General features: G+C 74.4%; 23 protein-coding genes, 2 pseudogenes and 1 riboswitch. Of the genes and pseudogenes, 16 read left to right on the top strand and 9 right to left on the bottom strand.

The window, feature by feature from the left end; genetic code table 11:
* Positions 1-39: 39 nt before the first annotated feature.
* From QQY24_RS26590 to QQY24_RS26570, 5 genes are all read right to left on the bottom strand, one after another.
* The gene (locus QQY24_RS26590) at positions 40-714 is read right to left on the bottom strand and encodes an urease accessory protein UreF (protein WP_301975238.1); all 675 of its coding nucleotides are present in this window, start codon (positions 712-714) and stop codon (positions 40-42) included.
* Entirely contained in the window at positions 714-2,435 is a 1,722-nt protein-coding gene (locus QQY24_RS26585; protein WP_301975237.1) for an urease subunit alpha, read from the bottom strand. The genes QQY24_RS26590 and QQY24_RS26585 overlap by 1 nt, the downstream gene beginning before the upstream one ends.
* Positions 2,428-2,739: an urease subunit beta gene (locus tag QQY24_RS26580; protein ID WP_301975236.1), complete on the bottom strand. Its 312-nt coding sequence runs from the start codon at positions 2,737-2,739 to the stop codon at positions 2,428-2,430. Before QQY24_RS26580 ends, QQY24_RS26585 begins: the two co-directional genes overlap by 8 nt.
* A 10-nt stretch (positions 2,740-2,749) precedes the next feature.
* On the bottom strand, positions 2,750-3,052 hold the full coding sequence (locus tag QQY24_RS26575) for an urease subunit gamma (RefSeq protein WP_301975235.1): 303 nt from the start codon (positions 3,050-3,052) through the stop codon (positions 2,750-2,752).
* Between the two features lie 253 nt (positions 3,053-3,305).
* Positions 3,306-3,611, bottom strand: a complete 306-nt coding sequence (locus QQY24_RS26570; protein WP_301976366.1) for a type II toxin-antitoxin system Phd/YefM family antitoxin — start codon at positions 3,609-3,611, stop codon at positions 3,306-3,308.
* Between the two features lie 496 nt (positions 3,612-4,107).
* Positions 4,108-4,238: riboswitch (cyclic di-AMP (ydaO/yuaA leader) on the top strand.
* A gap of 2 nt (positions 4,239-4,240) precedes the next feature.
* On the opposite strand from QQY24_RS26570, the gene QQY24_RS26565 reads away from it, so the two are divergent.
* On the top strand, positions 4,241-4,714 hold the full coding sequence (locus QQY24_RS26565; RefSeq protein ID WP_301975234.1) for a C40 family peptidase: 474 nt from the start codon (positions 4,241-4,243) through the stop codon (positions 4,712-4,714).
* Between the two features lie 457 nt (positions 4,715-5,171).
* Here the strand turns inward: QQY24_RS26565 and QQY24_RS26560 are convergent, their stop codons facing one another.
* Positions 5,172-5,630, bottom strand: a complete 459-nt coding sequence (locus QQY24_RS26560) for an ATP-binding protein (protein WP_301975233.1) — start codon at positions 5,628-5,630, stop codon at positions 5,172-5,174.
* 213 nt (positions 5,631-5,843) lie between these two features.
* Between QQY24_RS26560 and QQY24_RS26555 the strand changes: the two genes are divergently transcribed.
* Positions 5,844-6,713, top strand: a complete 870-nt coding sequence (locus tag QQY24_RS26555; RefSeq protein ID WP_301975232.1) for a helix-turn-helix transcriptional regulator — start codon at positions 5,844-5,846, stop codon at positions 6,711-6,713.
* 9 nt (positions 6,714-6,722) lie between these two features.
* Positions 6,723-6,947 carry a DUF397 domain-containing protein gene (locus tag QQY24_RS26550; RefSeq protein WP_301975231.1) on the top strand — a complete coding sequence of 75 codons (225 nt, stop codon included), beginning with the start codon at positions 6,723-6,725 and terminating at the stop codon, positions 6,945-6,947.
* A 135-nt stretch (positions 6,948-7,082) separates the two neighbouring features.
* Here the strand turns inward: QQY24_RS26550 and QQY24_RS26545 are convergent, their stop codons facing one another.
* Positions 7,083-8,210 carry an 8-amino-7-oxononanoate synthase gene (locus QQY24_RS26545; RefSeq protein ID WP_301975230.1) on the bottom strand — a complete coding sequence of 376 codons (1,128 nt, stop codon included), beginning with the start codon at positions 8,208-8,210 and terminating at the stop codon, positions 7,083-7,085.
* 146 nt (positions 8,211-8,356) lie between these two features.
* Between QQY24_RS26545 and bioB the strand changes: the two genes are divergently transcribed.
* From bioB to QQY24_RS26495, 10 genes and pseudogenes are all read left to right on the top strand, one after another.
* On the top strand, positions 8,357-9,571 hold the full coding sequence (bioB, locus tag QQY24_RS26540; RefSeq protein ID WP_301975229.1) for a biotin synthase BioB: 1,215 nt from the start codon (positions 8,357-8,359) through the stop codon (positions 9,569-9,571).
* Positions 9,564-10,862 carry an adenosylmethionine--8-amino-7-oxononanoate transaminase gene (locus QQY24_RS26535; protein WP_301975228.1) on the top strand — a complete coding sequence of 433 codons (1,299 nt, stop codon included), beginning with the start codon at positions 9,564-9,566 and terminating at the stop codon, positions 10,860-10,862. The genes bioB and QQY24_RS26535 overlap by 8 nt, the downstream gene beginning before the upstream one ends.
* A 1-nt stretch (position 10,863) precedes the next feature.
* Positions 10,864-11,580 carry a dethiobiotin synthase gene (gene bioD, locus QQY24_RS26530; protein WP_301975227.1) on the top strand — a complete coding sequence of 239 codons (717 nt, stop codon included), beginning with the start codon at positions 10,864-10,866 and terminating at the stop codon, positions 11,578-11,580.
* Positions 11,581-12,198: 618 nt separating this feature from the next.
* A complete protein-coding gene (locus QQY24_RS26525; protein ID WP_301975226.1) occupies positions 12,199-13,554 on the top strand; it encodes a hemolysin family protein in 1,356 nt (451 codons plus the stop codon).
* Positions 13,551-14,564, top strand: coding sequence for a hemolysin family protein (locus QQY24_RS26520; protein WP_301975225.1), 1,014 nt, complete (start codon positions 13,551-13,553; stop codon positions 14,562-14,564). The genes QQY24_RS26525 and QQY24_RS26520 overlap by 4 nt, the downstream gene beginning before the upstream one ends.
* A gap of 91 nt (positions 14,565-14,655) precedes the next feature.
* Complete coding sequence (locus QQY24_RS26515; protein WP_301975224.1) at positions 14,656-15,447, top strand: SGNH/GDSL hydrolase family protein; 792 nt, start codon at positions 14,656-14,658, stop codon at positions 15,445-15,447.
* Between the two features lie 148 nt (positions 15,448-15,595).
* On the top strand, positions 15,596-17,038 hold the full coding sequence (purB, locus tag QQY24_RS26510) for an adenylosuccinate lyase (protein WP_301975223.1): 1,443 nt from the start codon (positions 15,596-15,598) through the stop codon (positions 17,036-17,038).
* A 62-nt stretch (positions 17,039-17,100) separates the two neighbouring features.
* Complete coding sequence (gene mug, locus QQY24_RS26505; protein ID WP_301975222.1) at positions 17,101-17,589, top strand: G/U mismatch-specific DNA glycosylase; 489 nt, start codon at positions 17,101-17,103, stop codon at positions 17,587-17,589.
* Between the two features lie 123 nt (positions 17,590-17,712).
* Positions 17,713-18,659, top strand: a pseudogene (locus QQY24_RS26500) (IS481 family transposase); the annotation flags it as partial.
* A gap of 278 nt (positions 18,660-18,937) precedes the next feature.
* Positions 18,938-20,095, top strand: a complete 1,158-nt coding sequence (locus QQY24_RS26495) for an ROK family transcriptional regulator (RefSeq protein ID WP_301975221.1) — start codon at positions 18,938-18,940, stop codon at positions 20,093-20,095.
* A 76-nt stretch (positions 20,096-20,171) separates the two neighbouring features.
* Here QQY24_RS26495 and QQY24_RS26490 read toward each other — a convergent pair whose 3' ends face one another.
* Entirely contained in the window at positions 20,172-20,933 is a 762-nt protein-coding gene (locus QQY24_RS26490) for a GntR family transcriptional regulator (protein WP_301975220.1), read from the bottom strand.
* Between the two features lie 345 nt (positions 20,934-21,278).
* Here QQY24_RS26490 and QQY24_RS26485 point away from each other — a divergent pair.
* Together QQY24_RS26485 and QQY24_RS26480 are read left to right on the top strand one after the other, a co-directional pair.
* Positions 21,279-22,107 (top strand): annotated as a pseudogene (locus tag QQY24_RS26485) (alpha/beta fold hydrolase).
* Between the two features lie 505 nt (positions 22,108-22,612).
* On the top strand, positions 22,613-24,037 hold the full coding sequence (locus QQY24_RS26480; RefSeq protein ID WP_301975219.1) for a GNAT family N-acetyltransferase: 1,425 nt from the start codon (positions 22,613-22,615) through the stop codon (positions 24,035-24,037).
* Positions 24,038-24,208: 171 nt separating this feature from the next.
* Here QQY24_RS26480 and QQY24_RS26475 read toward each other — a convergent pair whose 3' ends face one another.
* The gene (locus QQY24_RS26475; protein WP_301975218.1) at positions 24,209-25,408 is read right to left on the bottom strand and encodes a PLP-dependent aspartate aminotransferase family protein; all 1,200 of its coding nucleotides are present in this window, start codon (positions 25,406-25,408) and stop codon (positions 24,209-24,211) included.
* Between the two features lie 59 nt (positions 25,409-25,467).
* Between QQY24_RS26475 and QQY24_RS26470 the strand changes: the two genes are divergently transcribed.
* Complete coding sequence (locus tag QQY24_RS26470; RefSeq protein WP_301975217.1) at positions 25,468-25,971, top strand: Lrp/AsnC family transcriptional regulator; 504 nt, start codon at positions 25,468-25,470, stop codon at positions 25,969-25,971.
* Positions 25,972-25,990: the final 19 nt, after the last annotated feature.

Below are 25,990 nucleotides of genomic sequence, written 5' to 3'. Positions count from 1 at the left end.
AGGCGCGGGAGGGGCGGTTCCGGCCGGGGGTGAGGGGGTTCAGGACGCGAACAGCCGTACGGGCCAGGCCGCGTGCCATTCCGCGCCGATCTCCAGCAGCGGCCCCGACGCGGCGGGCAGGGCGTCGGCCCCCTCCTCGGGCACCCGCAGCGCCGCCTCCACCGCCCGGTCCACGACGCGATCCAGGTCGGGAGCCAGCCGCGCCAGCACCCCCGTGGCCTCGAACGGGTCGAGGCCCAGCAGTCGCACGGTCGCCGTCGCCGGAGCGCTGACGCTCTCGTACACCGCGCAGTACGCCGCGTCGTCCGGCCCGAGCCCGGCCGCCCGGGCGACGGTCCCGAGGACCACCGGCTGATGGGCGCCCTTGGGGAACTCCCGCGCCAAGGCGTCGAGTTCGGCCGACGGCCAGCCGGCCCGCGCGGCCCGCAGCAGTTGCCGCCCGAGCCGGCGCGCGGCGCCCCGCAGCGCCGGGGAGGGCGTCCGGGCGTCCGCGGCGGCGTCCAGCTCCCTGGGCTCGACGCCCAGTGCGGCGGCAGCCGCCAGCGCCGCCGCGACCAGCCCCGCCGTGTGCAGCCGGCCCCGGCAGAAGTCGGCCAGGTCCGCGGCCGAGGCGATCCGCCCGGCCTTGACGGCGGCCTCGGCCCCGCCGGAGTGCGCGTGTCCCCCGGCGGGGAAGCGGCCGTCGGCCAGGACGAGCAGTGCGGCCCTGGACATCAGAAGAGGAAGTAGCGCTGAGCCATGGGCAGTTCGGCGGCGGGAGTGGCCTCGACCAGTTCGCCGTCGATGCGCACGGCGAAGCTGTCGGGGTCGACCTCGACCCGCGGCCGGGCGTCGTTCTCGCGCATGTCCGCCTTGCCGATCTGACGCGTGGAGTCGATCGCCACGAACCGCTTGCCGAGCCCGAGCCGCTCCGGCAGCCCGTCCTCGATCGCCTGCGGCGCGACGAAGTTGACGGAGTTGGCGGCCGGGGCCCGTCCGACCGCCCCGTACATCGGCCGGGGCAGGACCGGCTGCGGGGTGGGGATCGACGCGTTGGCGTCGCCCATCTGCGCGTAGGCGATCTGCCCGCCCTTGAGCACGAGGAGCGGCTTGACCCCGAAGAACGCGGGTTCCCACAGCACCAGGTCGGCGAGCTTGCCGGGTTCCACGGAGCCGATCTCGCCGGCCAGGCCCTGGGCGAGCGCCGGGTTGATGGTGTACTTGGCGACGTAGCGCCGTACGCGGTGGTTGTCGGCGCGCCCGTCGCCCGGGAGGGCGCCCCGCCGTCCCTTCATGACGTGGGCCGTCTGCCAGGTGCGCATGATGACCTCGCCGACGCGGCCCATGGCCTGGGAGTCGGAGGAGATGATCGAGATCGCGCCGAGGTCGTGGAGGATGTCCTCCGCGCCGATGGTGGACGGCCGGATCCGGGACTCGGCGAAGGCCAGGTCCTCGGGGACGGCGGCGTTGAGGTGGTGGCACACCATCAGCATGTCGAGGTGTTCCTCGGCGGTGTTGACGGTGAACGGCCGGGTCGGATTGGTGGAACTGGGCAGCACGTGCGGCTCGGAGACCACGGTCATGATGTCGGGCGCGTGCCCGCCGCCGGCGCCCTCGGTGTGGTACGAGTGGATGCTCCGGCCCGCGATCGCGGCGAGCGTGTCGCCGACGAAACCGGCCTCGTTCAGGGTGTCGGTGTGGATGGCGACCTGGATGCCGGTGCGGTCGGCGACGGTGAGCGCGGCGTCGATGACGGCGGGGGTGGAGCCCCAGTCCTCGTGCAGCTTCAGGCCCACGGCGCCGCCGCGGATCTGGGAGAGCATCGCCTCGTGCGAGACGGTGTTGCCCTTGCCGAGGAGGCCGACGTTGACCGGGTACGCCTCCATGGCCTCCAGCATCCGGGCCAGGTGCCAGGGGCCGGGCGTCACGGTGGTCGCCTTGGAGCCCTCGGCGGGTCCGGTGCCGCCGCCGACCAGGGTGGTGATGCCGCAGGCCAGCGCCTCGTCGGCGATCTGCGGGCAGATGAAGTGGACGTGCGCGTCGACGGCGCCGGCGGTGAGGATCCGGCCGTTGCCGGCGATGACCTCCGTCTCGGGGCCGATGACGAGGTCGGGGTGGACGCCGTCCATGGTGTCCGGGTTGCCGGCCTTGCCGATGCCGGTGACGCGGCCGTCACGGATGCCGACGTCGGCCTTGACGATGCCCCAGTGGTCGACGATGAGGGCCCCGGTGATCACGGTGTCGGGGGTGCCGTCGGCCCGGGTGGCCCGGGACTGGCCCATGGACTCGCGGATGACCTTGCCGCCGCCGAACACGGCCTCGTCCCCGAAGGCCCCGGGGCCGGCGGAGCGGTCCTCCTCGATCTCGATCAGCAGGTCGGTGTCGGCGAGCCGGACCCGGTCACCGGTGGTGGGGCCGAACAGGTCGGCGTAGGCGGCGCGGGAGATCTCAGGCATCGAGGGCGCCTCCGACCTGACCGCGCAGGCCGGGCACCACGCGGGCGCCGGCGAGGGGGACGAGTTCGACGTCGACGGGGATGCCGGGCTCGAAGCGCACGGCGGTGCCGGCGGCCACGTTCAGCCGCTTGCCGTGCGCGGCGGCACGGTCGAACTCCAGGCCGGGGTTGGCCTCGGCGAAGTGGTAGTGGGAGCCGACCTGGACCGGGCGGTCGGCGGCGTTGAGGACGGTCAGCCGGGTGACCTCGCGACCCGCGTTGCAGACGACCGGGCCGTCCGCGAAGAGCACTTCTCCGGGAATCATCGCGGGCTCCTCAGACGATCGGCTCGTGGACGGTGACGAGCTTGGTGCCGTCCGGGAAGGTCGCCTCGACCTGCACGTCGTGGATCATCTCGGGGACGCCGTCCATGACGTCGTCCCTGGTCAGGATCGTACGGCCGGAGGACATCAGTTCGGCGACGGTGCGGCCGTCCCGCGCGCCCTCGAGGACGTGCGACGTGATGAGGGCGACCGCTTCGGGGTGGTTGAGCCTGAGCCCGCGGGCCCTGCGCTTCCCGGCCACGTCGGCCGCCACGTGGATCAGCAGCCTCTCTTGCTCGTGCGGGGTCAGTTGCACGTCCCACCTCACAGTCCTCGCTCCGGACCGGCGGGGCCCGGTTGCCGCAGCCACCGCGACGGGACAGGTGTAACACACCGACAAATCGCCCGGCCGTGGGCAACGCGGGTGGAAGAAACCCCTGGTGGCGTGGATCGGCAGGCTAGTTCGCCGGAGTTTCAGCGACGTTAACCAGACCTTGGTCACGGCATGACCGCGCGATGGGGTTCCCCATACCGGGACGCCCTCCCCCCGCCGCCCGGTCCGGCGCGGGTCACGACACGCCCGGCCTCCGGTGCTCCGCCGCGATCCCGAGGCGCTGCTGTCCGCGCGTGGCGGGCGCCGCCTCGCGCACCGCGGACACCGAGCCGACCACCTGTTCCCCGGCGGGTTCGTCGAGGGCGTCGAGCCGCTCCAGGTCGGCGGCCGGGACCAGCGCGACCAGGGGCTTGCCGTGCCGCGTCACGACGACGCGCTCCCCGCCGTACACCACCCGGTCGATCAGGTCGGCGAGCTCCGAACCGCGCGACGCGCTCGCCCTGACGCACCGGCGGGGCGAGACCGAACTGCACGGGGGCACCCTGGCGCGGGCGTTGCGGGTGCTGGACGGCGAACGCCGCACCGCGCGGGTCGCGCTGCCTCCCGGCCCCGGACCGACACGGGCGTGCGGGCCGGCGGACCACGCGTGCCGCCGGCCCGGACCTGAAACGACCCGTCCGGTCTACCCCCGACCGGTGTATCTCCATGTCGATTTTCTTCTCTTTCGACTTGCACACCGCACCGGTGCCGAAGGCGTGGGGAAGTGTTCCGTCCCAGGTCAGCGACTGTGCAGGGGAACTGACGGGGAGTCGGCACCGCCTTCGGCACCCGTACGGACGAGTCGTGAGGATCGCCACAAACACCCGGTTCCATTGGGATTTCGGGCCAGTTGTGAGTCAAGATCCGTGACTGACGACAAGCCCCCGCCGCAGCGGCGGGGCGATCCGGGCGGACGCCGAGTCCTGCCGCCGCCCGGATGACGGGTCGACAGGAGTGGATCGGCAGGAGTGGAGGACCCGAGCAAGACGGGTCGCCGGGACGGACGTTCGTCACAGACGGGCGGTCGTGCCGAGCAGCCCTTGGGGTGAAGCCGCGGCAACGCGGCCGGGCAACTTCGCCAGCCCGAATCCGACAGGTCATCCTTCACAGGCGGCTGACGAAGGGTTGCGCATGACTGCGCTCAATCGTGTCCCGTCGGTGGTGGCCCGTGCCGGTACGGCGTCGGCTCTCACCCTCGCCGCCGTGGGCGGTTCCCTCGTGATCCCCGGTCTCGCCGCCGACGCCTCGGCCGCGACCACGGCCGCGAAGGCACTGCACGTCGCGGCGTCCAAGAAGGGCGCGCCGTACAAGTGGGGGGCGACCGGGCCGCGGAGGTTCGACTGCTCGGGGCTGACGGTCTACTCGTTCAAGAAGGCGGGCAAGAAGCTGCCGCGCACGGCCGCCCAGCAGTACAACAAGACGCACCACATCTCGGCCAAGAAGCGCAAGGCCGGTGACCTGGTGTTCTTCCACTCCGGTTCCAGCGTCTACCACGTCGGGATCTACGCCGGCAAGGGCAGGATCTGGCACGCCCCGAAGAGCGGGGACGTGGTGCGGCTGCAGAAGATCTGGACCAGGAGCGTCTGGTACGGCCGCGTCGGCTGACCCGTCCCGGGCCGTGAGCGGCTCCGGCAGCGGGGCCGGAGCCGTGGCAGGCGGCCTCGGGCGCCGCGGGAGGCCGCGGTCACGCGGGCCGCGGGCGGGGCCGCGGCCCGCGCGGGGCGCCGGTCCGCCGGGACGCGGCCGCGGGGTGTCGAGCACGCGCAGCCGGCGCGGACGCGGCACCGGGGACGGATGAGCGCCCGCCGGCCCGGGCACCGCGTTGCGCGGTCCCGGTGCCGGCCGTGCGTGGGGTGCCCCGGCCACTTGAGGGTGGCCGGGGCACAGCTCGTCGCGCTTCCTCCGGGGCACCCTCGTCCGCCTCTCCCTCCCTCCCCCGCCGCCGGGCGTTCACCGCCCGGCTTCTTCACGTGTGCCGCTGCCCGCGCCCGGCCGGCCGTGTCCGCCCGCCGGCCCGCAGCGGGCGTTCCCGCGGTGGAAAAACCTTCCCCCTCCTCAGGCGTCAGGGCTCCCGCCGGACCGCCGTCGTGACCGGCCGGGCCGGGAGCGTCCCGGGCAGTTCGATGGAGACCGTCTTGCCGCCCTCGCGGGTGGGGCGGACGCGGAGCCTGCCGCCGCACTCGGCGGTGAGCCAGCGGATGATGACCAGGCCGCGCCCGTTGTCCTGCTGGACGGCGGCGGGCAGTCTCTTCGGGAAGCGCGGATGGCTGTCGGTGACGCCGACACGCAGGCGTCCGCCGTGGTCGAGCGCGATGTGCACCGTGAAGGTGGGCGACTGCCCGAGGGTGTGCTGCACGGCGTTCGTCGCGAGTTCGGAGACGATGAGCCGGACGGAGTCGGCGACCCCGGTGTCCGGCGGCAGACCCCACTCCGCGAGGGTGCCCAAGGCGTAGGAGCGGGCCGTGGAGACCGAGGCGGGGGCGCTCGGCAGAGTGATGGACGCTTCCAGATGGTCTGCCATGGCGACGTCGCCCCTTTCCCAGGGGACCGCAGTCCGACGAGGAGTGGATGGTTCGAGTACGGTCCCGCTTTGGTGCTTCTTCGCCAGACTGCCATTACCGGGCCGGTCGGGGCAGCGATCCACCAGGTTGTGCATATATCTGTCGCTCGAAGCGGTGAACTCCACGACGCGAGACCGTATTCGGGCGGCCCGGAGGGAGTAAGGAGTACCCCCATGCAGAACGGTCCCGCGGTGCGGCGCCGGAAACTGGGCGCCGAACTGCGCACGCTGCGCACCGGGGCGGGGCTCACCAGTGGCGAGGCGGCCCGTCTGGTGGGCTGGCACCAGTCGAAGGTGAGCCGCATCGAGACCGGAGCGAGCGGGGTGAAACCCTCCGACGTCCGGTTACTCCTGGACGCCTACGGGGTGCGCGACGCCCAACTACGCGAACTGCTGCTGGCCCTGGCGGGCTCGTCGGCCGCCGGCGGCCGGCACCGCTGGTGGCACGCCTACCGCGGAGTGCTCCCGCCCACCTACCGGGATTTCATCAGCCTGGAGTCGCAGGCCTGCGCGATGCGCACCCTGGAGACCTCGGTGGTGCCCGGGCTGCTGCAGACACCCGAGTACGCCCGCGCGGTGACCCGGGCCGCCATGGAGGGCGTGGCCGACGTGGACGAGGAGCGGCTGGACGCGCTGGTGGAGGTGCGGCTGGCCCGGCAGGACGTGCTGCGCTCGGATCCGCCGCTCGCGTTGAACGCCGTACTGGACGAGGCCGTACTACGGCGTGAGGTCGGCGGCCCGGAGGTGATGGCACGGCAACTGGAACGGCTGCTGGAGGCCGCACGCCTGCCCCAGGTACGGCTCCAGGTACTGCCGTTCACCGCGGGGGCGCATATCGGCCTCACCGGGCCTTTCGTTATCTTTTCATTTCCGAGCATTTCCGATCTCGATGTGGTTGTTGTTGACCAGTTGACGAGTAGCCTCTATCTGGAACGGAAAGGAGACCTCAAGGCCTACTCGGAGGCCTTCAACGCCCTTCAGAAGCACGCCCTTTCCCCCGGTGACTCGTTGGATTACATCGCCGGAATAGGTCATGGCGCATAAGGAGGCACCATGTCAGTGCTACCTCGGAACGTCCCTGTCAGTACCGACCTGCACGACGTGCGCTGGCTGCGCAGCAGCTACAGCACGGGAGCGAACAACTGCGTGGAGACGGCCCGGCCGCGCTCCGGCCCCTGGGCCGGGCTGCTCGCCGTGCGCGACTCCAAGGACCCGGACAAACCCGCGCTGCTCTTCTCCCCCGGGAGCTGGGCGGGGTTCGTGGCCGGGCTGAGGTGACCGCCGTCCCCGCCGTCCCCGTCACCCGAATGCACCACGTCCCGCCGGACACCCTCCGGCCGACCCTTCCCGATCACATCCGGCACTGATCGATTTCGATCATTCCGGAGCGACACCCGGCCGTGTCACGCCGACTCATGGTCGTGTTTCGTCGATCACTCGTACAGCGCGTTCGATCTCCGTCCCGGAGAGGTCCGCACGGGCGGTCAGTCTCAGCCGTGAGACGCCGTCGGGCACGGAAGGAGGACGGAAACAGCCCACGGCCAGACCCGCCGTACGGCACCCGGCCGCCCAGCGCACGGCGCTCTCCGGGGACGGAGCCCGCACGGAGACCACCGCGGCGTCCGGACGCACCGCGTCCAGACCCGCGGCGGTCAGCCGTGCGTGCAGCCCGGCGGCCACCGCCCGGGCCCGCGCCGCCCGCTCCGGCTCCCGGCGCAGCAGCCGCAGCGCCGCCAGCGCCGCGCCCACGGCCGCCGGGGCCAGACCGGTGTCGAAGATGAACGTCCGTGCCGCGTTGACCAGGTGCTCGATGACCCTGGCCGGGCCGAGCACCACCCCACCCTGGCTGCCCAGCGACTTGGACAGCGTCGCCGTGACGACCACGTCCCCGGCGCCCGCCAGGCCCGCCGCGTGCGGCGCGCCCCGGCCGCCGTCGCCCAGCACGCCGAGCCCGTGGGCGTCGTCGACGACCAGCCCCGCGCCGTGTCGCCGGCACACCCCCGCCAGCGCGGACAGCGGTGCCGCGTCCCCGTCGACGGAGAACACCGTGTCGGAGACGACGACGGCCTCCCCCCGGTGCGTGCCCAGCGCCTTGCGCACGGCGTCCGGGTCGGCGTGCCGGACGACCTGTGCGGTGCCGCGGGCGAGCCGGCAGCCGTCGATGAGCGAGGCGTGGTTGCCCGCGTCGGAGACGATCAGGGAGCCGTGCGGGGCGAGCGCGGTGACCGCCGCCAGGTTGGCGGCGTAACCGGAGGACAGGACCAGGGCCGCCTCGGAGCCGCAGAAGTCCGCCAGCTCGCGCTCCAGTTCGGTGTGCAGCTCGGTGGTGCCGGTCACCAGCCGGGAGCCGGTGGCGCCGCCGCCCCAGGTCCGGGCGGCCCGGGCGGCCCCCTCAACGACCTCGGGATGGCGGGCCAGGCCCAGGTAGTCGTTGCTCGCCAGGTCCAGCAGCGGCGAGTCGGCGGGGCGCGGGCGCAGGGTCCGCACGAGGCCGGCGCGGCGGCGCGCCTCGGCCTGTTCGTCGATCCAGCCGAACGCCATGGGTCCTCCGGGCTCTTGTGGGTGGCGGACAGACACTAGCGGCACGGCCGGCCGCCCCCCGTGTGGCGATACCCACACGGCGAACCGCTCGCGTCGTGCGAACCCTCCTTGGCCCGGAGCGCTCCCGTAGGACAGGATCGGGCCCCATGGACCTGCTGAACACGCTGGTGGACAAGGGGCTTCGGCGCGAACTGCCGACCCGCGGGGAAGCGCTGGCCGTACTGGCCACCTCCGACGACGACGTGCTCGACGTGGTGGCCGCGGCCGGCAGGGTGCGCCGGCACTGGTTCGGCCGGCGCGTGAAACTCAACTACCTGGTCAACCTCAAGTCGGGCCTGTGTCCCGAGGACTGCTCCTACTGCTCCCAGCGGCTCGGCTCCACGGCCGGCATCCTGAAGTACACCTGGCTCAAGCCCGACGAGGCCTCCAGGACGGCCGCGGCGGGTCTGGCCGGGGGCGCCAAGCGGGTCTGCCTGGTGGCCAGCGGGCGCGGTCCGACGGACCGGGACGTGGACCGGGTCTCCGAGACGATCAGGGCCATCAAGGACCAGAACGAGGGCGTGGAGGTGTGCGCCTGCCTCGGCCTGCTGTCCGACGGCCAGGCCGAGCGGCTGCGCGAGGCGGGCGCGGACGCCTACAACCACAACCTGAACACCTCCGAGGCCGCCTACGGGGACATCACCACCACCCACACGTACGCCGACCGGGTGGACACGGTGCACAAGGCGCACGCGGCGGGTCTGTCCGCCTGCTCCGGTCTGATCGCGGGCATGGGCGAGAGCGACGAGGACCTCGTCGACGTCGTGTTCTCCCTGCGCGAGCTGGACCCGGACTCCGTTCCGGTGAACTTCCTCATCCCGTTCGAGGGCACCCCGCTGGCCAAGGAGTGGAACCTCACCCCGCAGCGGTGCCTGCGGATCCTGGCGATGGTCCGCTTCGTCTGCCCGGACGTGGAGGTGCGCATCGCCGGCGGCCGGGAGGTCCACCTGCGCACCCTGCAGCCCCTCGCCCTGCACCTGGCCAATTCGATCTTCCTCGGGGACTACCTGACCAGCGAGGGCCAGGCGGGCAGGGCCGACCTGGAGATGATCGCGGACGCCGGGTTCGAGGTGGAGGGCGCCGACGAGGTGACGCTGCCCGGGCACCGGGCGGCCGCCGGCGGGTGCGGGCCGTCCGGGGGCGCGGGCTGCGGCTCCCACGCCGGGACGGGCCCCGGGGCGCACGCGGATGCCGGGTGCGGGTCGCACGGGGGCGGCGGGATCTGCGGCACGGCGGCCGCGCCCGCGGCGCAGGAGCCGCGCACCGACCTCGTCGCCGTGCGCCGCCGGGGCGCCGGAACGGACCTCGCGCCCAATGCCTGACCGGTCCGGCCGGCCCGCCCTGGGCGTGCCGGAGCTGCTGGAGCTGGACCGGCGGCACGTGTGGCATCCCTACGGTCCGATGCCCGGGCGTGCCGAGCCGCTCGTCGTGGAGTCGGCGAGCGGGGTCCGGCTGCGGCTCGCGGACGGCTCGGGGGAACTGGTGGACGGCATGTCCTCGTGGTGGTCGGCGATCCACGGTTACAACCACCCGGTCCTCAACGAGGCCGCGCGGCGCCAGCTCGGCCGGATGAGCCACGTGATGTTCGGCGGCCTCACCCACGAGCCCGCCGTGCGGCTGGCGAAACTCCTCGTCGACATGTCGCCCGACGGCCTGGAGCACGTGTTCCTCGCCGACTCCGGCTCGGTGTCGGTCGAGGTCGCGGTGAAGATGTGCCTGCAGTACTGGCGTTCGCTCGGCCGTCCGGGCAAGCAGCGGCTGCTGACCTGGCGGGGCGGGTACCACGGCGACACCTGGCAGCCGATGTCGGTGTGCGACCCCGAGGGCGGGATGCACGAGCTGTGGACCGGGATCCTGCCGCGCCAGGTGTTCGCGGACGCGCCGCCGGCCCGGTACGAGGAGGCGTACGCGGCCCGTCTGCGCGAGCTGATCGAGCGGCACGCGGACGAACTGGCCGCCGTGGTGGTGGAGCCGGTGGTACAGGGCGCGGGCGGGATGCGGTTCCACTCCCCCGCCTACCTGAGGGTGCTGCGCGAGGCGTGCGACGCGCACGGCGTGCTGCTGGTGTTCGACGAGATCGCCACCGGTTTCGGACGCACCGGCGCGCTGTTTGCGGCAGGGCACGCGGGCGTCGCGCCGGACGTGATGTGCGTGGGCAAGGCACTGACCGGCGGCTACCTGACGATGGCGGCCACACTGTGCACCACGCGGGTCGCCGACGGCATCTCGCGGGGCGGGGTGCCGGTGCTCGCCCACGGCCCGACGTTCATGGGCAACCCGCTCGCGGCGGCCGTGGCCTGCGCCTCCGTGGAACTGCTGCTCGGACAGGACTGGCGCGCCCGGGTGCGGCGGATCGAGGCGGGCCTGCGCGAGGGCCTGGCGCCGGCCGCCGGCCTGCCGGGCGTGCGGGACGTGCGCGTCCTGGGTGCCATCGGCGTCGTCCAGCTCAACCACGAGGTGGACATCGCCGCGGCCACCCGGGCCGCCGTGCGGGAGGGCGTGTGGCTGCGCCCGTTCCGCGACCTGGTCTACACGATGCCGCCGTACGTCACGCAGGACGCGGACGTGGCACGGATCGCGCGCGCGGTGTGCGCCGCCGCGCAGGAGGGATGAAATGCCGGTACTGGTGATCACGGGCACGGGCACGGAGGTCGGCAAGACGGTCACGACCGCCGCCGTCGCCGCCGCCGCGCTGGCGGCGGGACGTTCGGTGGCCGTGCTGAAGGCCGCGCAGACGGGCGTGCGGCCGGGCGAACCCGGGGACGCCGAGGAGGTCGCGCGGCTCGCGGGCGCGGTGACCGCCGCCGAAGTGGCGCGCTATCCGGATCCGCTGGCGCCGGGGACGGCGGCCCGGCGGGCCGGGACGGCCCCCGTGCGTCCGCGGGAGGTGGCCGAGGCCGCCGCCAAGCTGGCCACCGAGCACGACCTGGTGCTGGTCGAGGGGGCGGGCGGGCTGCTCGTGCGGTTCGACGCGGCGGGCGGCACCCTGGCGGACGCGGCGGAGCTGCTGCGCGCGCCGGTGCTGGTGGTCGCCCCGGCCGGCCTGGGCACCCTGAACGCCACCGAGTTGACGGTCCGCGAACTGCGCTCGCGCGGGCTGGAGCCGGCGGGCGTGGTCATCGGCAGCTGGCCCGGCTCCCCCGACCTGGCCGCCCGCTGCAACGTGACCGACCTGCCGGAGGTCGCCTCGGCCCCGCTGCTCGGCGCCCTGCCGGCCGGGGCGGGCTCCCTGCCGCCCGCGCACTTCCGCGCGGCGGCACCGGGCTGGCTGGCGCCGGGCCTGCACGGCACGTGGGACGCGAACGCGTTCCGCGCGCGGACGGCCCCGTGACCGGGACGGGCCGGGCGGACGGCGGGAGCGGGTCGCCCGCACCGCCACCGCCGCACGCGGGTCCCGCCCGGCCCGGGGACTCCCTGGGTGCGCCCCGGCGCGCACGGCGCTGATCCCCGCCCCCGCGGCTCCTGCCCGCCCGTGCGGGACCGGGCGCGTCGGAGCCGGGGCGGGCCGGTCGGCACGGTGGCCGCCGGGCCGGCGTGCGCCGCCGGCCGCAGCGGCTCGCGGCGCACCACGGTGGCGGCGGCAGGGCGCCGGAGGCACGCCACCGGCCGCCGCCGCGGAGCGCTTCGCGCGGCCCGCGGCCGACGCGGCGGCGCGAGGGCGCCGGTGCGCGACGGGGCGGGGTGGGGCGGGACGGGGTGGGGCGGGGCCGCGCGGGACGGCGCAGCATGCCCGGCGGGCGGCCGGGTACCCGCCGCGGGAGTACCGGCGTCGCCGGACGCCACCGCTGTCCGGCCGAGCCCACGACGCTTCTTTGCCCGTCCTTTACCCTGGAGGGAGTACTCGGCTCTCCATGAAAGGTTGTGAGCGTCCGCCCATGGACGACCCTCCCGGTCCGCGGCACCGTGCGGCCCGTCCCCCGCTGTCCGATCATGGGACGGGGGTGACCCGATGACCGAAGTGCTCCTCCTCCTGCTGGCGGTCCTGCTCTCGCTCGTCTGCGGTGCCTTCGTGGCGGCCGAGTTCTCGCTGACCACGGTCGAGCGCCGCGAGTTGGAGCGGGCTGCCGCGCGCGGCGAGCGTGGTGCCGCGGGCGCCCTGAAGGCCGCGCGGAACCTGACCTTCCAGCTCTCCGGCGCCCAGCTCGGCATCACCGTCACCAACCTGGTGGTCGGCATGCTCGCCGAGCCGTCGATCGCGAAGCTGCTGGCCGGCCCGTTCCGGGCGGTGGGCCTGTCACCCGGAACGGCGGGTTCGGTCGCGCTGGTGCTCGGCACGGCCGTGTCGACGGTGTTCCTGATGGTCGTCGGCGAGCTGGTGCCCAAGAACTGGGCGATCTCCTCGCCACTGGCCGTGGCCCGGCGGGTGGGCACCCCGCAGCGGTGGTTCAGCGCGGCTTTCCGCCCCTTCATCACGCACCTGAACAACACGGCCAACCGCATCGTGCGCCGGCTCGGCTTCGACCCCGCCGAGGAACTGGCCTCGGCGCGCGGACCCCAGGAACTGGCCGCCCTCGCCCGGCACTCCGCCAAGGAGGGCGCCCTGGAGCCGGACACCGCCGAACTGTTCGTCCGCACGCTGAACCTGGCCGACCTGACCGCGGAGAACGTGATGACCCCGCGCGTCCAGGTGGTCGCCCTGGACACCCAGGCGACCTGCGAGGACGTCGCGAACGCGACCCGGGCGACCGGGCTGTCCCGGTTTCCGGTCTACCGCGGCAGCCTCGACTCGGTGGTCGGCACCGCCCACATCAAGGACGTGCTCGCCGTGCCGTCCGAGGAGCGGCGCCGCCGCACGGTCGCCCAGGTGATGCGCGAACCGCTGCTGGTGCCCGGGTCGCTGACCGTGGACCGGCTGCTGGACCGGCTGGGCGGCAGGCGCACCATGGCCGTCGTCATCGACGAGTACGGCGGCACGGCGGGCGTGGCCACCTTGGAGGACATCGTCGAGGAGGTCGTCGGCGAGGTGCGCGACGAGCACGATCCGCACGAGGTGCCCGACCTGGTTCCCGCCGGCACCGACGACGGGGGACGGGCGCTGTACTCGGCGGACGGCGCCGTCCGCACGGACCAGCTCGCGCGCGTGGGCCTGCGCGCCCCCGAGGGCCCGTACGAGACGCTGGCCGGCCTCGTCGCGACCGGACTGGGCCGGATACCCGAGGCCGGGGACGCCGTCGAGGTGGCCGGCTGGCGCCTCGACGTCGTGGACGCCTCGGGGCATCGGGCGGCCCGGGTGCTGCTGCACGCGCCGCCGGCCGACGGGCACGGCGAGGCCCTGCACCGCGGCAGGGCGGAGGGGGTCCGATGACCGTCGCACACCTGCTGATCGGGCTGGCGACCCTGGTGGTCAACGCCTTCTTCGTGGGCGCCGAGTTCGCGCTGATCTCCGTGCGCCGCTCCCAGGTCGAACCGCTGGCCCAGGAGGGTGACCGGCGCGCCAAGGCCCTGCTGTGGGGACTGGAGCACGTGTCCGTGCTGCTGGCCGCCGCACAGCTCGGCATCACGCTGTGCACGCTGGTCCTGGGCGTGGTCGCCGAACCCGCCATCGCCCACCTGCTGGAGCCGGCGTTCCACGCGGCCGGCGTGGCCCCGGGCGCGGGCCACGCCGTGTCCTTCGTGATCGCGCTGGCCCTGGCGACGTACCTGCACATGCTGCTGGGCGAGATGGTGCCCAAGAACATCGCGCTGGCCGAACCGGTGCGCAGCGCGCTGGCGCTCGGCCCGCCCCTGGTCGCCCTGGCCCGGGCCCTGCGCCCGGTGATCTTCACGGTCAACGCCTTCGCGAGCGGCCTGCTCGGGCTGTTGCGGGTGGAGGCGAGGGACGAGGTCGCGGCGACCTTCTCGGACGCCGAGCTGGCCGAGATCGTGAAGGACGCCGGTGAGGCGGGCCTGATCGACGACCGGGCGCAGGAGCGGCTGCACGACGCCCTGGAGCTGGGCAGCCGGCCGGTGCGGGACGTGGTGGTGCCGCTGGAGCGGGTGGTGTACGCACGCGTGGGCGTCACCCCGGAGCAGTTGGAGCGGCTGTCGGCCCGGTCGGGCTTCTCCCGCTTCCCGGTGGTCGACGCGGGCCGCCGGATCGTGGGCTACCTGCACGTCAAGGACGCGCTGGACGAGTTGCCGCGGGACGTGCCGTTCCGGCTGCGGGACATGCGGTCCATCGCGCGCGTGCGGGAGGGCACGCCGCTGGACGACGTGCTCACGGCCATGCGGGGCAGCCGTACGCACCTGGCGGCCGTGCTCGGCGACGACGGGCGGCTGGCCGGGCTGGTGACCATGGAGGACGTGCTGCGGCAGCTGTTCGGACAGCCCGCGTGAACCCGCGTGGACCGGTCCGCAGACCGGTCCACGGCCCCCTCCCAGGGCGACCGACCGGCGGGTACGGGGCCGGGATACCATCGCTGTCGCCATGCAGACGAATCCCACACCTCCCCCGTACACCAGCCTGGTCGCGGTCGGCGACTCCTTCACCGAAGGCATGTCGGACCTGCTACCCGACGGCTCCTACCGGGGCTGGGCCGACCTCCTGGCCGCACGGATGGCGGCCCGCACCCCCGGCTTCCGGTACGCCAACCTGGCCGTGCGCGGCAAGCTGATCGGACAGATCGTCGACGAGCAGGTGGACGTGGCGGCCGCCATGAACGCCGACGTCGTCACGCTGGTCGGCGGGCTGAACGACACCCTGCGGCCCAAGTGCGACATGGGCCGGGTGCGGGATCTGCTGACCGAGGCCGTGGAGCGGCTGGCGCCCTCCTGCAAGCAGCTCGTGCTGATGCGCAGCCCCGGTCGGCAGGGCCCGGTGCTGGAGCGGTTCCGGCCGCGCATGGAGGAGCTGTTCGCCTGCGTGGACGAGCTGGCCGAGAAGCACAGTGCCCTGGTCGTCGACCTGTACGGGGCGCCCTCGCTGGCCGATCCGCGGCTGTGGGACGTGGACCGGCTGCACCTGACGGCCGAGGGGCACCGCCGGGTCGCCGAGGCGGTCTGGCAGGCGCTGGGCCACGAGGCCGAGGACACCGGGTGGCACACGCCGATGGCGGCCACCGCACCGCCGCACTGGCTGGCGCGCCGGGTCGCCGACGCGCGGTTCGCCCGGCGGCACCTGCTGCCGTGGATAGGCAGGCGCCTGACCGGCCGCTCCTCCGGCGACGGCCGCCCGGCCAAGCGGCCCGAGCTGCTGCCGTACGAACCGCCGGTGGCCTAGGGTCCCTCGTGCGGATCGGGCCGGCCCCCGCGAGCCCGGCAGGATCCGGACGCAGGACCCCGGCCGACGGCGTGGCGGGAGTTTCGCGGGTTACGCCGAACCCGCCCGTGGCGCCGGCCTGCACGAACCGCCAGTAGAATCCGTACACGTGACTCCAGCGCCCGCCAAGCCCCGCATCCCGAACGTCCTCGCCGGACGCTACGCCTCCGCCGAGCTCGCCACGCTCTGGTCCCCCGAGCAGAAGGTGAAGCTGGAGCGGCAGCTCTGGCTCGCCGTGCTGCGGGCCCAGAAGGACCTCGGCATCGAGGTGCCGGACGAGGCGATCGCCGACTACGAGCGTGTCCTCGACACCGTCGACCTGGCCTCCATCGCCGAGCGCGAGAAGGTCACCCGGCACGACGTGAAGGCGCGGATCGAGGAGTTCAACGACCTCGCCGGGCACGAGCACGTGCACAAGGGCATGACCTCCCGGGACCTGACGGAGAACGTCGAGCAGCTGCAGATCCGGCTCTCGCTGGAGCTGGTGCGCGACCGCGCGGTGGCCGTGCTGGCCCGCCTGGGCAAGCTGGCGGGCGAGTACGCCGAGCTGGTCATGGCCGGCCGCTCGCACAACGTGGCCGCGCAGGCCACGACCCTCGGCAAGCGCTTCGCGACGGCCGCCGACGAGCTGCTCGTCGCCCACGGCCGGGTCGAGGAGCTGCTGGGCCGCTACCCGCTGCGCGGCATCAAGGGCCCGGTCGGCACCGCGCAGGACATGCTGGACCTGCTGGGCGGCGACGCGGCGAAGCTCGCCGAGCTGGAGCAGCGGATCGCACGGCACCTGGGCTTCTCGCAGGCGTTCACCTCGGTCGGCCAGGTCTACCCGCGCTCGCTGGACTACGAGGTCGTCACCGCGCTGGTGCAGCTGGCGGCCGCGCCGTCCTCACTGGCCAGGACGATCCGGCTGATGGCCGGGCACGAGCTGGTGACCGAGGGCTTCAAGCCGGGCCAGGTGGGCTCCTCGGCGATGCCGCACAAGATGAACACCCGCTCCTGCGAGCGCGTCAACGGCCTCATGGTCGTCCTGCGCGGCTACGCCTCGATGACCGGCGAGCTGGCGGGCGACCAGTGGAACGAGGGCGACGTTTCCTGCTCGGTGGTGCGCCGGGTCGCGCTGCCGGACGCCTTCTTCGCCCTGGACGGCCTGCTGGAGACCTTCCTGACCGTCCTGGACGAGTTCGGTGCCTTCCCGGCGGTGGTCGCCCGCGAGCTGGACCGCTACCTGCCGTTCCTCGCGACCACCAAGGTGCTGATGGGCGCGGTGCGCGCCGGCGTCGGCCGGGAGGTCGCCCACGAGGCGATCAAGGAGAACGCCGTGGCGACCGCCCTCGCGATGCGCGAGCAGGGCGCCGAGCGCAACGACCTGCTCGACAAGCTCGCCGACGACGGACGCCTGCCGCTCGACCGCGAGCAGCTGCGGGCGCTGATGGCCGACAGGCTGTCCTTCACCGGTGCGGCCGCCGACCAGGTCGGCGTGGTCGTGGGCCGGATCGAGGAGGTCGTCAAGCAGCACCCGGCGGCCGCCGGCTACACCCCGGGAGCGATCCTCTGACCCGCTCGCCGCGCTTCACCCCGGCGGAACTGGAGGCCGCCCGCGACCTGCTCGTCCCGGACGTGGTCGCGGACGGCCTGCGCGTGCTCTTCTGCGGCATCAACCCGGGTCTGATGTCGGCGGCGACGGGGCAGCACTTCGCCCGCCCCGGCAACCGCTTCTGGCCGGTGCTGCACCTGTCCGGCTTCACCCCGAGGCTGCTGAAGCCGGCCGAGCAGCACGAACTGCCGTCGTACGGGCTGGGCATCACGAACGTGGTGGCGCGAGCGACCGCACGGGCCGATGAACTGGCCGCCGAGGAGTACGTCGAGGGCGGCCGGCTGCTCACCGAGAAGGTGACGCGGTGGCGGCCGAAGTGGCTGGCCGTGGTCGGGGTGACCGCGTACCGGGCCGCGTTCGACGACCGTGCGGCCCGGGTGGGTCCGCAGGAGCGGACCATCGGGGACACCCGGGTGTGGGTGCTGCCCAATCCCAGCGGGCTGAACGCGCACTGGACGAAGGCGACGATGGCCGAGGAGTTCGCGCGGCTGCGGGAGGCCGCGGAGGCCTAGCTGTTCCGTCCACGGAGGTTGGGGACGGGTGACGGCGATCACCGACGTGTGATCTTGAAATGGGTGAGGACCTTCCGGCCCGGTGTGGATGGCGACGTCTGCACCAGCGGCGGAAAGGCCCTCGTGCCCCACCGCGATGCACCCCTGACCGGGACCGGCCGTCTGCGTCCGGCCCGTTGCGTGGTCGAGGACGGCTGGCCCCTGCGTCGTGCCGCGGAACGCTTCCAGGTCTCGCCGACCACGGCCCAGCGGTGGGCCGACCGGTACCGGGCTCTGGGCGAGGCCGGGATGACCGACCGCTCCTCCCGCCCGCATCACAGCCCCCGAAGGACACCCACCCGCACCGAACGGCGCATCATCAAGGTCCGCGTCCTGTGCCGCTGGGACCCGGCCCGCATCGCCCACCTGCTGCAGAGGGCACCCCCGACCGTGCACCGCGTCCTTGCCCGCTACCGCCTGGCCCGCCTGGCGCACCTGGACCGCGCGACCGGCCGGACGACACGCCGCTACGAACGCGAACGTCCCGGCGAGCTGGTGCACGTCGGCATCAAGAAGCTGGGCAACATCCCCGACGGCGGCGGTCACAAGGTGCTGGGCCGCCAGGCGGGCCGCAGGACCCGCAGGAACGCCGGCTACAGCTGCCTGCGCACCGCCGTGGACGACCGCTCCCGCCTGGCCTACGGCGAAATCCTCGATGACGAGCGCAAGGAGACCGCCACCGGCTTCCGGCAACGGGCCCACACCTTCTTCGCCCAGCCGGGATCACCGTCGAGCGGGTCCCGACCGACACCGGCGCCTGCTACCGCTCCCGCGACTGGCGCGACGCTCTCACGGCGGCCGGGATCGCCCCCAGGCGCACCCGGCCCCACCGGCCGCGGACCAACGGCAAGGTCGAGCGCTTCAACCGCACCCTGCTCCACGAATGGGCCCGCGCCTGCCCCTACCGCTCAGAAGCCGAACGGCGCGAGACGTTCCCCGACCGGCTGCACACCTGCACTCACCACCGCGGACACACCGCGCTGAAAGGCCGACCACCCGCCAGCCGCGTCCCCCACCTCACAGGGCGATACACCTGGACCCCGTCGTCCGTCCGGCCGCGCGCCGCGGGAACTCCCGGGCGTCCGGCGGTGGCCGGGACGACGGCGGCGGGACCGCGGGCGAGGGCGTTGCCCGCCGGGCCCCGGGCCCCGGGCACGCGGCCGGACGCGGGTGGACGCGGGTGGTGATCGCCGCGCACGCGCCGGACCGGTCCTGCGGTGTCCCGCGGGCCGTCGCGCCCGGCACTCGCCGGGGTGGGCCGGGCCGAGTACGATCCGCCCAACACGGCCGCGAGCTGGGAGGACGTACGGTGGGGCAGCTGACCGGTGGCGATCCCTCGCTGCTGCGACGGATCAACTCCGCGGTGGTGCTGCACGCGCTGCGGGCCGCGGACTGCGCGACGCTCACCGAGATCACCCAGGTCACCGGACTGTCCCGGCCGACCGTCGAGGGGGTCGTGGAAGGGCTCGTCGAGGCCGGGCTGGTGGTGGAGAAGGCGGCCGACGAGGGCACCGCGCGCCGTCAGGGCCGGCCCGCCCGCCGGTACCGGTTCCGGGCCGAGGCCGGGCATCTGCTGGGCCTGGAGATAGGGGCGCACCGGGTCGCCGCGCTGCTGTCCGACCTGGACGGACGGGTGCTGGGCACGCAGGCCAAGGAGGTGGACGAGGCGGCTCCGGCGGACGAGCGGCTGGAGCGGCTGCGCGGCGCGGTCGCGGAACTGCTGCGGCGGGCCGGGGTCGCCCGCAGTTCCCTGCGGGCGGTGGGCGTGGGCACACCGGGCATCGTGGAGGCCGACGGCACGGTACGGCTGGGCACGGCGCTGCCGCAGTGGACGGGACTGCGGCTCGGCGAGCGGCTCAGCCGGTCCTTCCCGTGCCCGGTGCTGGTGGAGAACGACGCCAACGCGGCGGCCGTCGCCGAGCACTGGAAGGGGGCCGCGACCGGGACGGACGACGTCGTGTTCGTCCTGGCCGGGCTCAGCCCGGGCGCGGGTGCGCTGATCGGCGGGCGGCTGCACCGGGGGTACGGCGGGGCGGCCGGGGAGATCGGCGCGCTGCACCTGCTGGGGCGGGAGGCGACCCCGGAGACGCTGCTGTCGACCACGGGCGAGCCGTTGCACCCGCTGGACGAGCAGGCGGTCACCGAGGTGTTCGCCCTCGCCCGGAAGGGGGAGCAGCGGGCGCGGGACGCGGTCGAGCGGTTCGTCCAGCGGCTCGTGCACGACGTGGCCGCGCTGGTGCTGGCCCTCGATCCCGAACTGGTGGTGATCGGCGGCTGGGCGGCCGGCCTGGACGGCGTGCTGGATCCGCTGCGCGGCAAACTCGCCCGCTACTGCCTGCGCCCGCCGCGCGTGACGCTGTCCCTGCTGGGCGAGGCGGCCGTGACCACGGGCGCGCTGCGGCTGGCCCTCGACCACGCGGAGGAGCAGTTGTTCGCCGTGGGGGGCACGGTGACGGGGCGGCGCTGAGCGGATTCCGCGCCCCGAACGCCGGGCGCCCCGGAACGGTTCCGGGGCGCGGCGGGGCCGTACGGCAGACGGCGGTTCAGGAGGCGCGCCGCTCCGGGCCGGGATGGATCTCGACGCCGGGCGAGTCGCCGAAGGTGAGCCGGCAGGTGTCGGCGCGGTAGGTCGCCACGGAGAGCGCGGCGGTGCGGCCCCCGGCGAAGAAGCGGGTGGTGACGACCAGGACGGGCGAGCCGGGCAGCCGGCCGAGGTCCTTGGCGTCGTCCGCGCGGGCCGAGCCCAGTTCGACGGCGCGGTCCTGGCCGTCGAGTTCCCGGCGCTGCAGTTCGCGCAGCACGGCACGCGCGCGCGCCGGTCCGGAGGGGGCGTCGATGGCGGTGAGGTCCGGGACCGAGGGGTCCGGGACGTAGAGCAGTTCCGTGGCGACGAGCCGGCCGTGGGAGGTCCGCGAGCGGCGCACGATGTGCACGGGGTCGCCGGCGCCGGTCTCCAGTGCGGCGGCCACGGCCGCGGGCGGGACGGAGCGCACCGCGTCGACGGGCTGCCAGGCGTCGTCGGCGGACCCCGGCCAGTCCGGCTGCTCGGTGCCGACGTCCACGCCCACGCGCGGGGGCGCGACGGTGGTGCCGACGCCGCGGCGGCGCTGCAAGCGGCCCTCCAGCTCCAGCTGTTCGAGGGCCTGGCGGAGCGTGGCGCGGGCCACGCCGAAGCGGGCGGCCAGGTCGCGCTCGTTGGGCAGGATCTCGCCGACCGAGAACTCGGAGTCGAGTGCTTCGCTGAGCACGGTCTTGAGATGCCAGTACTTCGGTTCCGGTACCGATTCCAGCTGCGTGGTCCCCACCCTGTCCTCCGCAAGAGCCGTGATCCGGCGGTTTTTAGCGCCCTTGTTTATTAAAGGTTGTTGCACTTATCTGCGACCATAGGGCGGCCGCCACCCTTGGTCAAGACCAATCCTCGCTCCCCGGGGCAGCGCCCGGGGACCGCGCCGCACAGCGTTCACGAGGCGTTCGCACGCACGCGCGTGGTGGCGCGGCACAGGGCCGACCGCGCGGCCGGGCCGCCGTCGCACCGCCACCGCCACCGCCATTGCACCGCACCGACCCGGGCCACCGAGGGGCTACCCGCCGGTAGTAATCGCTGACAAGCCGTCCACATCATCCGTCGGCAGCCCGGACGAGGAGCACCCATGTCCGCCACCGTCTCCTTCACGGTCCCCGCCCCGCACGGCCCGGAGGACGTGACCGTCTCCTACGCGCGCGGGGCGCGGCGCACCGCTGGTCCTGCTGCACGGCATCGGCCACCACCGGCAGGCCTGGGACCCGGTCGTGGACATCCTCGCCACCGAGCGCGAGGTGATCGCCGTGGACCTGCCGGGCTTCGGAGCGTCCCCGGGCCTGCCCGGCGGCCTGGAGTACGACCTGCCCACGACGAACAGCGTGCTCGGCGCCCTGTTCGAGGCGCTGGGGCTGGACCGTCCGCACGTGGCCGGCAACTCGCTGGGCGGCCTGCTGGCCCTGGAACTGGGCCGCGGGAAGCTGGTCCGCTCCGTCACGGTCCTGTCCCCGGCCGGCTTCTGGTCGGAGGCCGAACGTCGCTACGCCTTCGGCCTGCTGCTCACGATGCGGGGCATCGCCCGGCGGCTCCCGCTGCCCCTGGTGGAGCGGTTGTCGCGCAGCGCGGCCGGCCGCACGGCGCTGACGCACACCATCTACGCCCGCCCGGCCCGCCGTTCACCCGAGGCCGTGGTGGCCGAGACGCTGGCGCTGGCGGGCGCCACCGGCTTCGGCGCGACCCTGCGCGCGGGCACCACCGTCCGGTTCACCGACACCCTGCCGGGTCTGCCGGTCACCGTGGCCTGGGGCACCCGTGACCGGATCCTCATGCGCCGCCAGGGGATCCGCCTCAAGCAGCTGATCCCGCACGCCTGGCTGATCCGGCTCCCCGGTTGCGGGCACTGCCCGATGAACGACGACCCGGCACTGGTCGCCCGCGTCATCCTCGACGGCAGCCGCTGACGGGACCCCCGGACGCGCCGGCGTCCAGGACGCTCCCAGTCACCCCGGACCGCACGCCGCGCCTGCGCCCGGCACCATCGGCCGCCGCGGACCGCGCCCGCCGTTTTCCGGCCATTTTGGGAGTCGCCCCCCGGGCCGCCGGACGCCCTCGCGTTCCCGGCGGCCCCGCTGCGCGGCGGCCCGGCCCCGTACAGCGCGGCCGGGCCGGATCGGACGGTAGGCCGTCGGCGGGACCACCCGGTCCCGTACTCTCGAAGCCGTGCCGCGCACCGGCGTCATCCCCCGGAGCGCGGCACGGTTCCCGCTCCCGCCCGGTCCCCGCCCCGCGGGCCCCCGCCCCGTCCGGGACCGCCCCGGTGGCGGCCGAGGGGGCGGCCCCGAGCCGTGCCGGACGTGCTCGCGCCCTTCAACAATGGAAAGAGCAACAAAAAGGGCGCAAGCATGCTTAACCCATCGGTCACAAACCGTTAGTGATCACGCAACACCGTTCCTTCACAGTGGCTGCATGACTCCAGACATGTCCCACCCGACGCGGTCCAGGCACGGACGGCCGGTCCACCACTGGCGGCGCGACATCGTCGAACTCGCCGCCCTGTTCACGGCCGTCGCGGTCGCGGACGCGGTGGCGAACCTGATCGGGCACGGCCCCGACGGCCCGGCGCTGCTCGTGGTCTCCGCGGTCGTGCTCGCCGCGACGGCGGCCTTCCACAGCTGGTGGGCACGGCGCCACGGGCACGCACCGCCGGCCGGTGATACCGGCGCCCGGCCGTCCGCCGGGACGCGGCCGGGCGGGCCCGGGGACGCGGCCGGGGCGAGCGTGCTGTGGCGGATGCGGACCACGGTGAAGGACGAACCCGGCTCGCTGGCCGCGCTGTGCACGGCACTGGCCGGACAGCGGGTCGACATCCTCAGCCTGCAGACGCACCCGCTGGCCGACGGCACGGTGGACGAGTTCCTGCTGCGGGCACCGCAGGCGCTGGCGGCGGCCGGCATCACCCGGGAGGTCGCACTGGCCGGGGGCACCTCCACGTGGATCGAGCGGGCCGACGCCCACGACCTGGTGGACGCGCCCACCCGGGTCCTCGGCCTGGCGACGCGCACCGCGCTGGATACCGCTGAACTGCCTCTGTCACTGCGCCAGTTGCTGGGCCGCTGCACCATCCGCTCACTGCCCGCCGCGTCGGCCGGCGAGGACCGCGGACCGGCGGTCGTGCCGGTCGAGGGGATCCTGGAGGACACCGTCATGCGGCTGCGGGCGCCGGGGGGCGGAGTGCTGACCGTGGAGCGGCCGTACCTGCCGTTCACGCCGACCGAGTTCGCGCGGGCACGGGCACTGGTGGAGCTGGACAGCCGGCTCGGTCCGCGGGTTCCGCGCGGCCAGGACGTGCTGACGCTGCCCGAGGGCGACGACATCACCGTGCGCCGGGCCGGCACAGGTGACCTGGCGGCGGCCAGGGCGATGCACGAGCGGTGCTCGCCGCACACCCTGGGGATGCGCTACCACGGGCCGGCCGGCGACGCGGACCGCTACCTGAACCACCTGCTCAGCCCCCGCTTCGGCCGTACCCTCGCGGCGCAGACCGGCCCGGGCCGCATCGTCGGCCTCGGGCACCTGCTGTGGGACGGGGACGAGACCGAGGTCGCGCTGCTCGTCGAGGACGAGTGGCAGCGGCGCGGGATCGGTGCCGAACTGCTCGGCCGGCTGGTGGCGATGGCGCGCGAGGCGGGCTGCGCGAGCGTGTACGCCGTCACGCAGGCCTCCAACACCGGCATGGTCGCCGCGATGCGCGGCCTCGGGCTGCCCCTCGACTACCAGATCGAGGAGGGCACCCTGGTCATCACCGCCCGCCTGGACAGCGCGCCGGGCGCGCCCCGGGAGCCGTACGGCACCGGCAGCCGGACATCCGGCGACCCCGCCCGGCGCGACTGACGTCCGCCGCGCGCACCCGGCCCGGCACCCGGGTGCTAGGCCGGGTGCGCGCGGGGCGCCGCGTGCGGGGCGCCGCCGGTTCCGGGCCGGACCGCCGCGACGGCGACCCTCCCGGCGGCCGCGGCCGGCGGTGGGGTGCGGCACCGCCGGCCGCGGCCGCCGGGCGGCGCGTCACCGCACCGCCTCCCGCAGCGGCGCCGGCGTCCGGGTCCGCTCCCCCAGCGCCCGGTCCAGGTCGGCCCACAGGTCGTCCACGTCCTCCAGGCCCACCGACAGCCGCAGCAGCCGGTCGCCGACCCCGGCGCCGCGCCGGTCGCCGGCGTCGACGATGCGGTGGCTGATGGACGCCGGGTGCTGGATCAGGGTGTCCACGCTGCCCAGGCTCACCGCCGGGGTGACCAGCCGCACCCGGGAGATGACCTCGTGCGGGTCGCCGTGCACCTCGAAGGCGACCATCGCGCCGCCCAGCCGCGGGTAGCGGACCCGGGCCACGCGCGGGTCGGCGGCCAGCCGGCGTGCCAGTTCGGCGGCGTTGGCGGAGGCGGCGCGCACCCGTACCGGCAGCGTGGACAGGCCCCGCAGCAGCAGGTAGCCGGCCAGCGGGTGCAGGACGCCACCGGTGGCGAACCGTATCTGCCGCAGCCGGCCCGCGAGTTCCCCGTCGCAGGCGACCACGCCGGCCAGTACGTCGCCGTGCCCGCCGAGGTACTTGGTGGCGCTGTGCAGGACCAGCCGCGCGCCCTGCTCGGCGGGGCGCTGCAGCACGGGCGTGGCGAAGGTGTTGTCGGCGAGCAGCGGCACCGAGCCGCAGGCGTGGGCGACGGCCCGCAGGTCGAGTTCCGCGAGGGTGGGGTTGGCCGGGGACTCGACCATCACCAGCCCGGTGTCGGGGCGCAGCGCGTCGGCGATGCCGGCCGGGTCGGTCCAGGTCACCTCGGTGCCGAGGAGGCCGGCGGTCAGCAGGTGGTCGCTGCAGCCGTACAGCGGGCGCACGGCGACCACGTGGCGCAGGCCGGTGGCGGAGCGGGCGAGGAGGACCGCGCCGAGGGCGGCCATGCCGCTGGCGAACGCGACGGCCGACTCGGTGCCCTCCAGCCGGGCGAGCGCGGTCTCGAAGCGGGCGACGGTCGGATTGCCGAGGCGGCCGTAGACCGGTGGGCCGTCCGGGTCGGCGCCGTCGGCGGCGAAGGCGTCGATGCGGGCGGCCTCGGCGCGGCTCTCGTGGGAGGGGTAGGTGGTGGACAGGTCGATCGGCGGGGCGTGCAGGCCCTGCCGGACGAGGTCGTCGCGGCCGGCGTGCACGGCCTCGGTGGCCAGTGCTCTGGGCGCGGTGCGTACGTCGTCGTAGGCACCGGTGCTCGCTGTGTCCATGACCAAAGGGTGAACACCGCACGGGCCGGTGGCGCCGTTCGCCGTGCTACGTTCGGCGGATGGTGGAATCAGTCGTACTGGATCCGGTCGATCTCCATCTGCTGCGGCTGTTGCAGAACGACGCCCGGACCACCTACCGGGACCTCGCCGCCCAGGTGGGCGTGGCGCCCTCGACCTGTCTGGACCGGGTGGCCCGGCTGCGCCGCTCGGGCGTGATCCTCGGCCATCAACTGCGGCTGGACCCGGCGAAGCTCGGGCGGGGGCTTCAGGCGCTGCTGTCCGTGCAGGTGAGACCGCACCGGCGGGAGCTGGTGGGACCGTTCGTCGAACGGATCCGCGCGCTGCCGGAGTCACGGACGGTGTTCCACCTGACCGGGCCCGACGACTACCTGGTGCACGTGGCCGTGGCGGACATGGCCGATCTGCAGCGGCTGGTGCTGGACGAGTTCACGGCCCGCCGGGAGGTGGCCCGGGTGGAGACCCGGCTGATCTTCCAGCAGTGGGACTGCGGACCGCTGTTGCCACCGGACACGCCGAAGGCCGAATCGGTGGGGCACGGGTGACGCGGACACACTCCCCGTA

The organism is Streptomyces sp. TG1A-8, assembly GCF_030499535.1.
Classification (GTDB): Bacteria; Actinomycetota; Actinomycetes; order Streptomycetales; family Streptomycetaceae; genus Streptomyces.
Note: the sequence above shows the minus strand (reverse complement) of the source record. Positions and strands in the feature narration are given on the sequence as shown.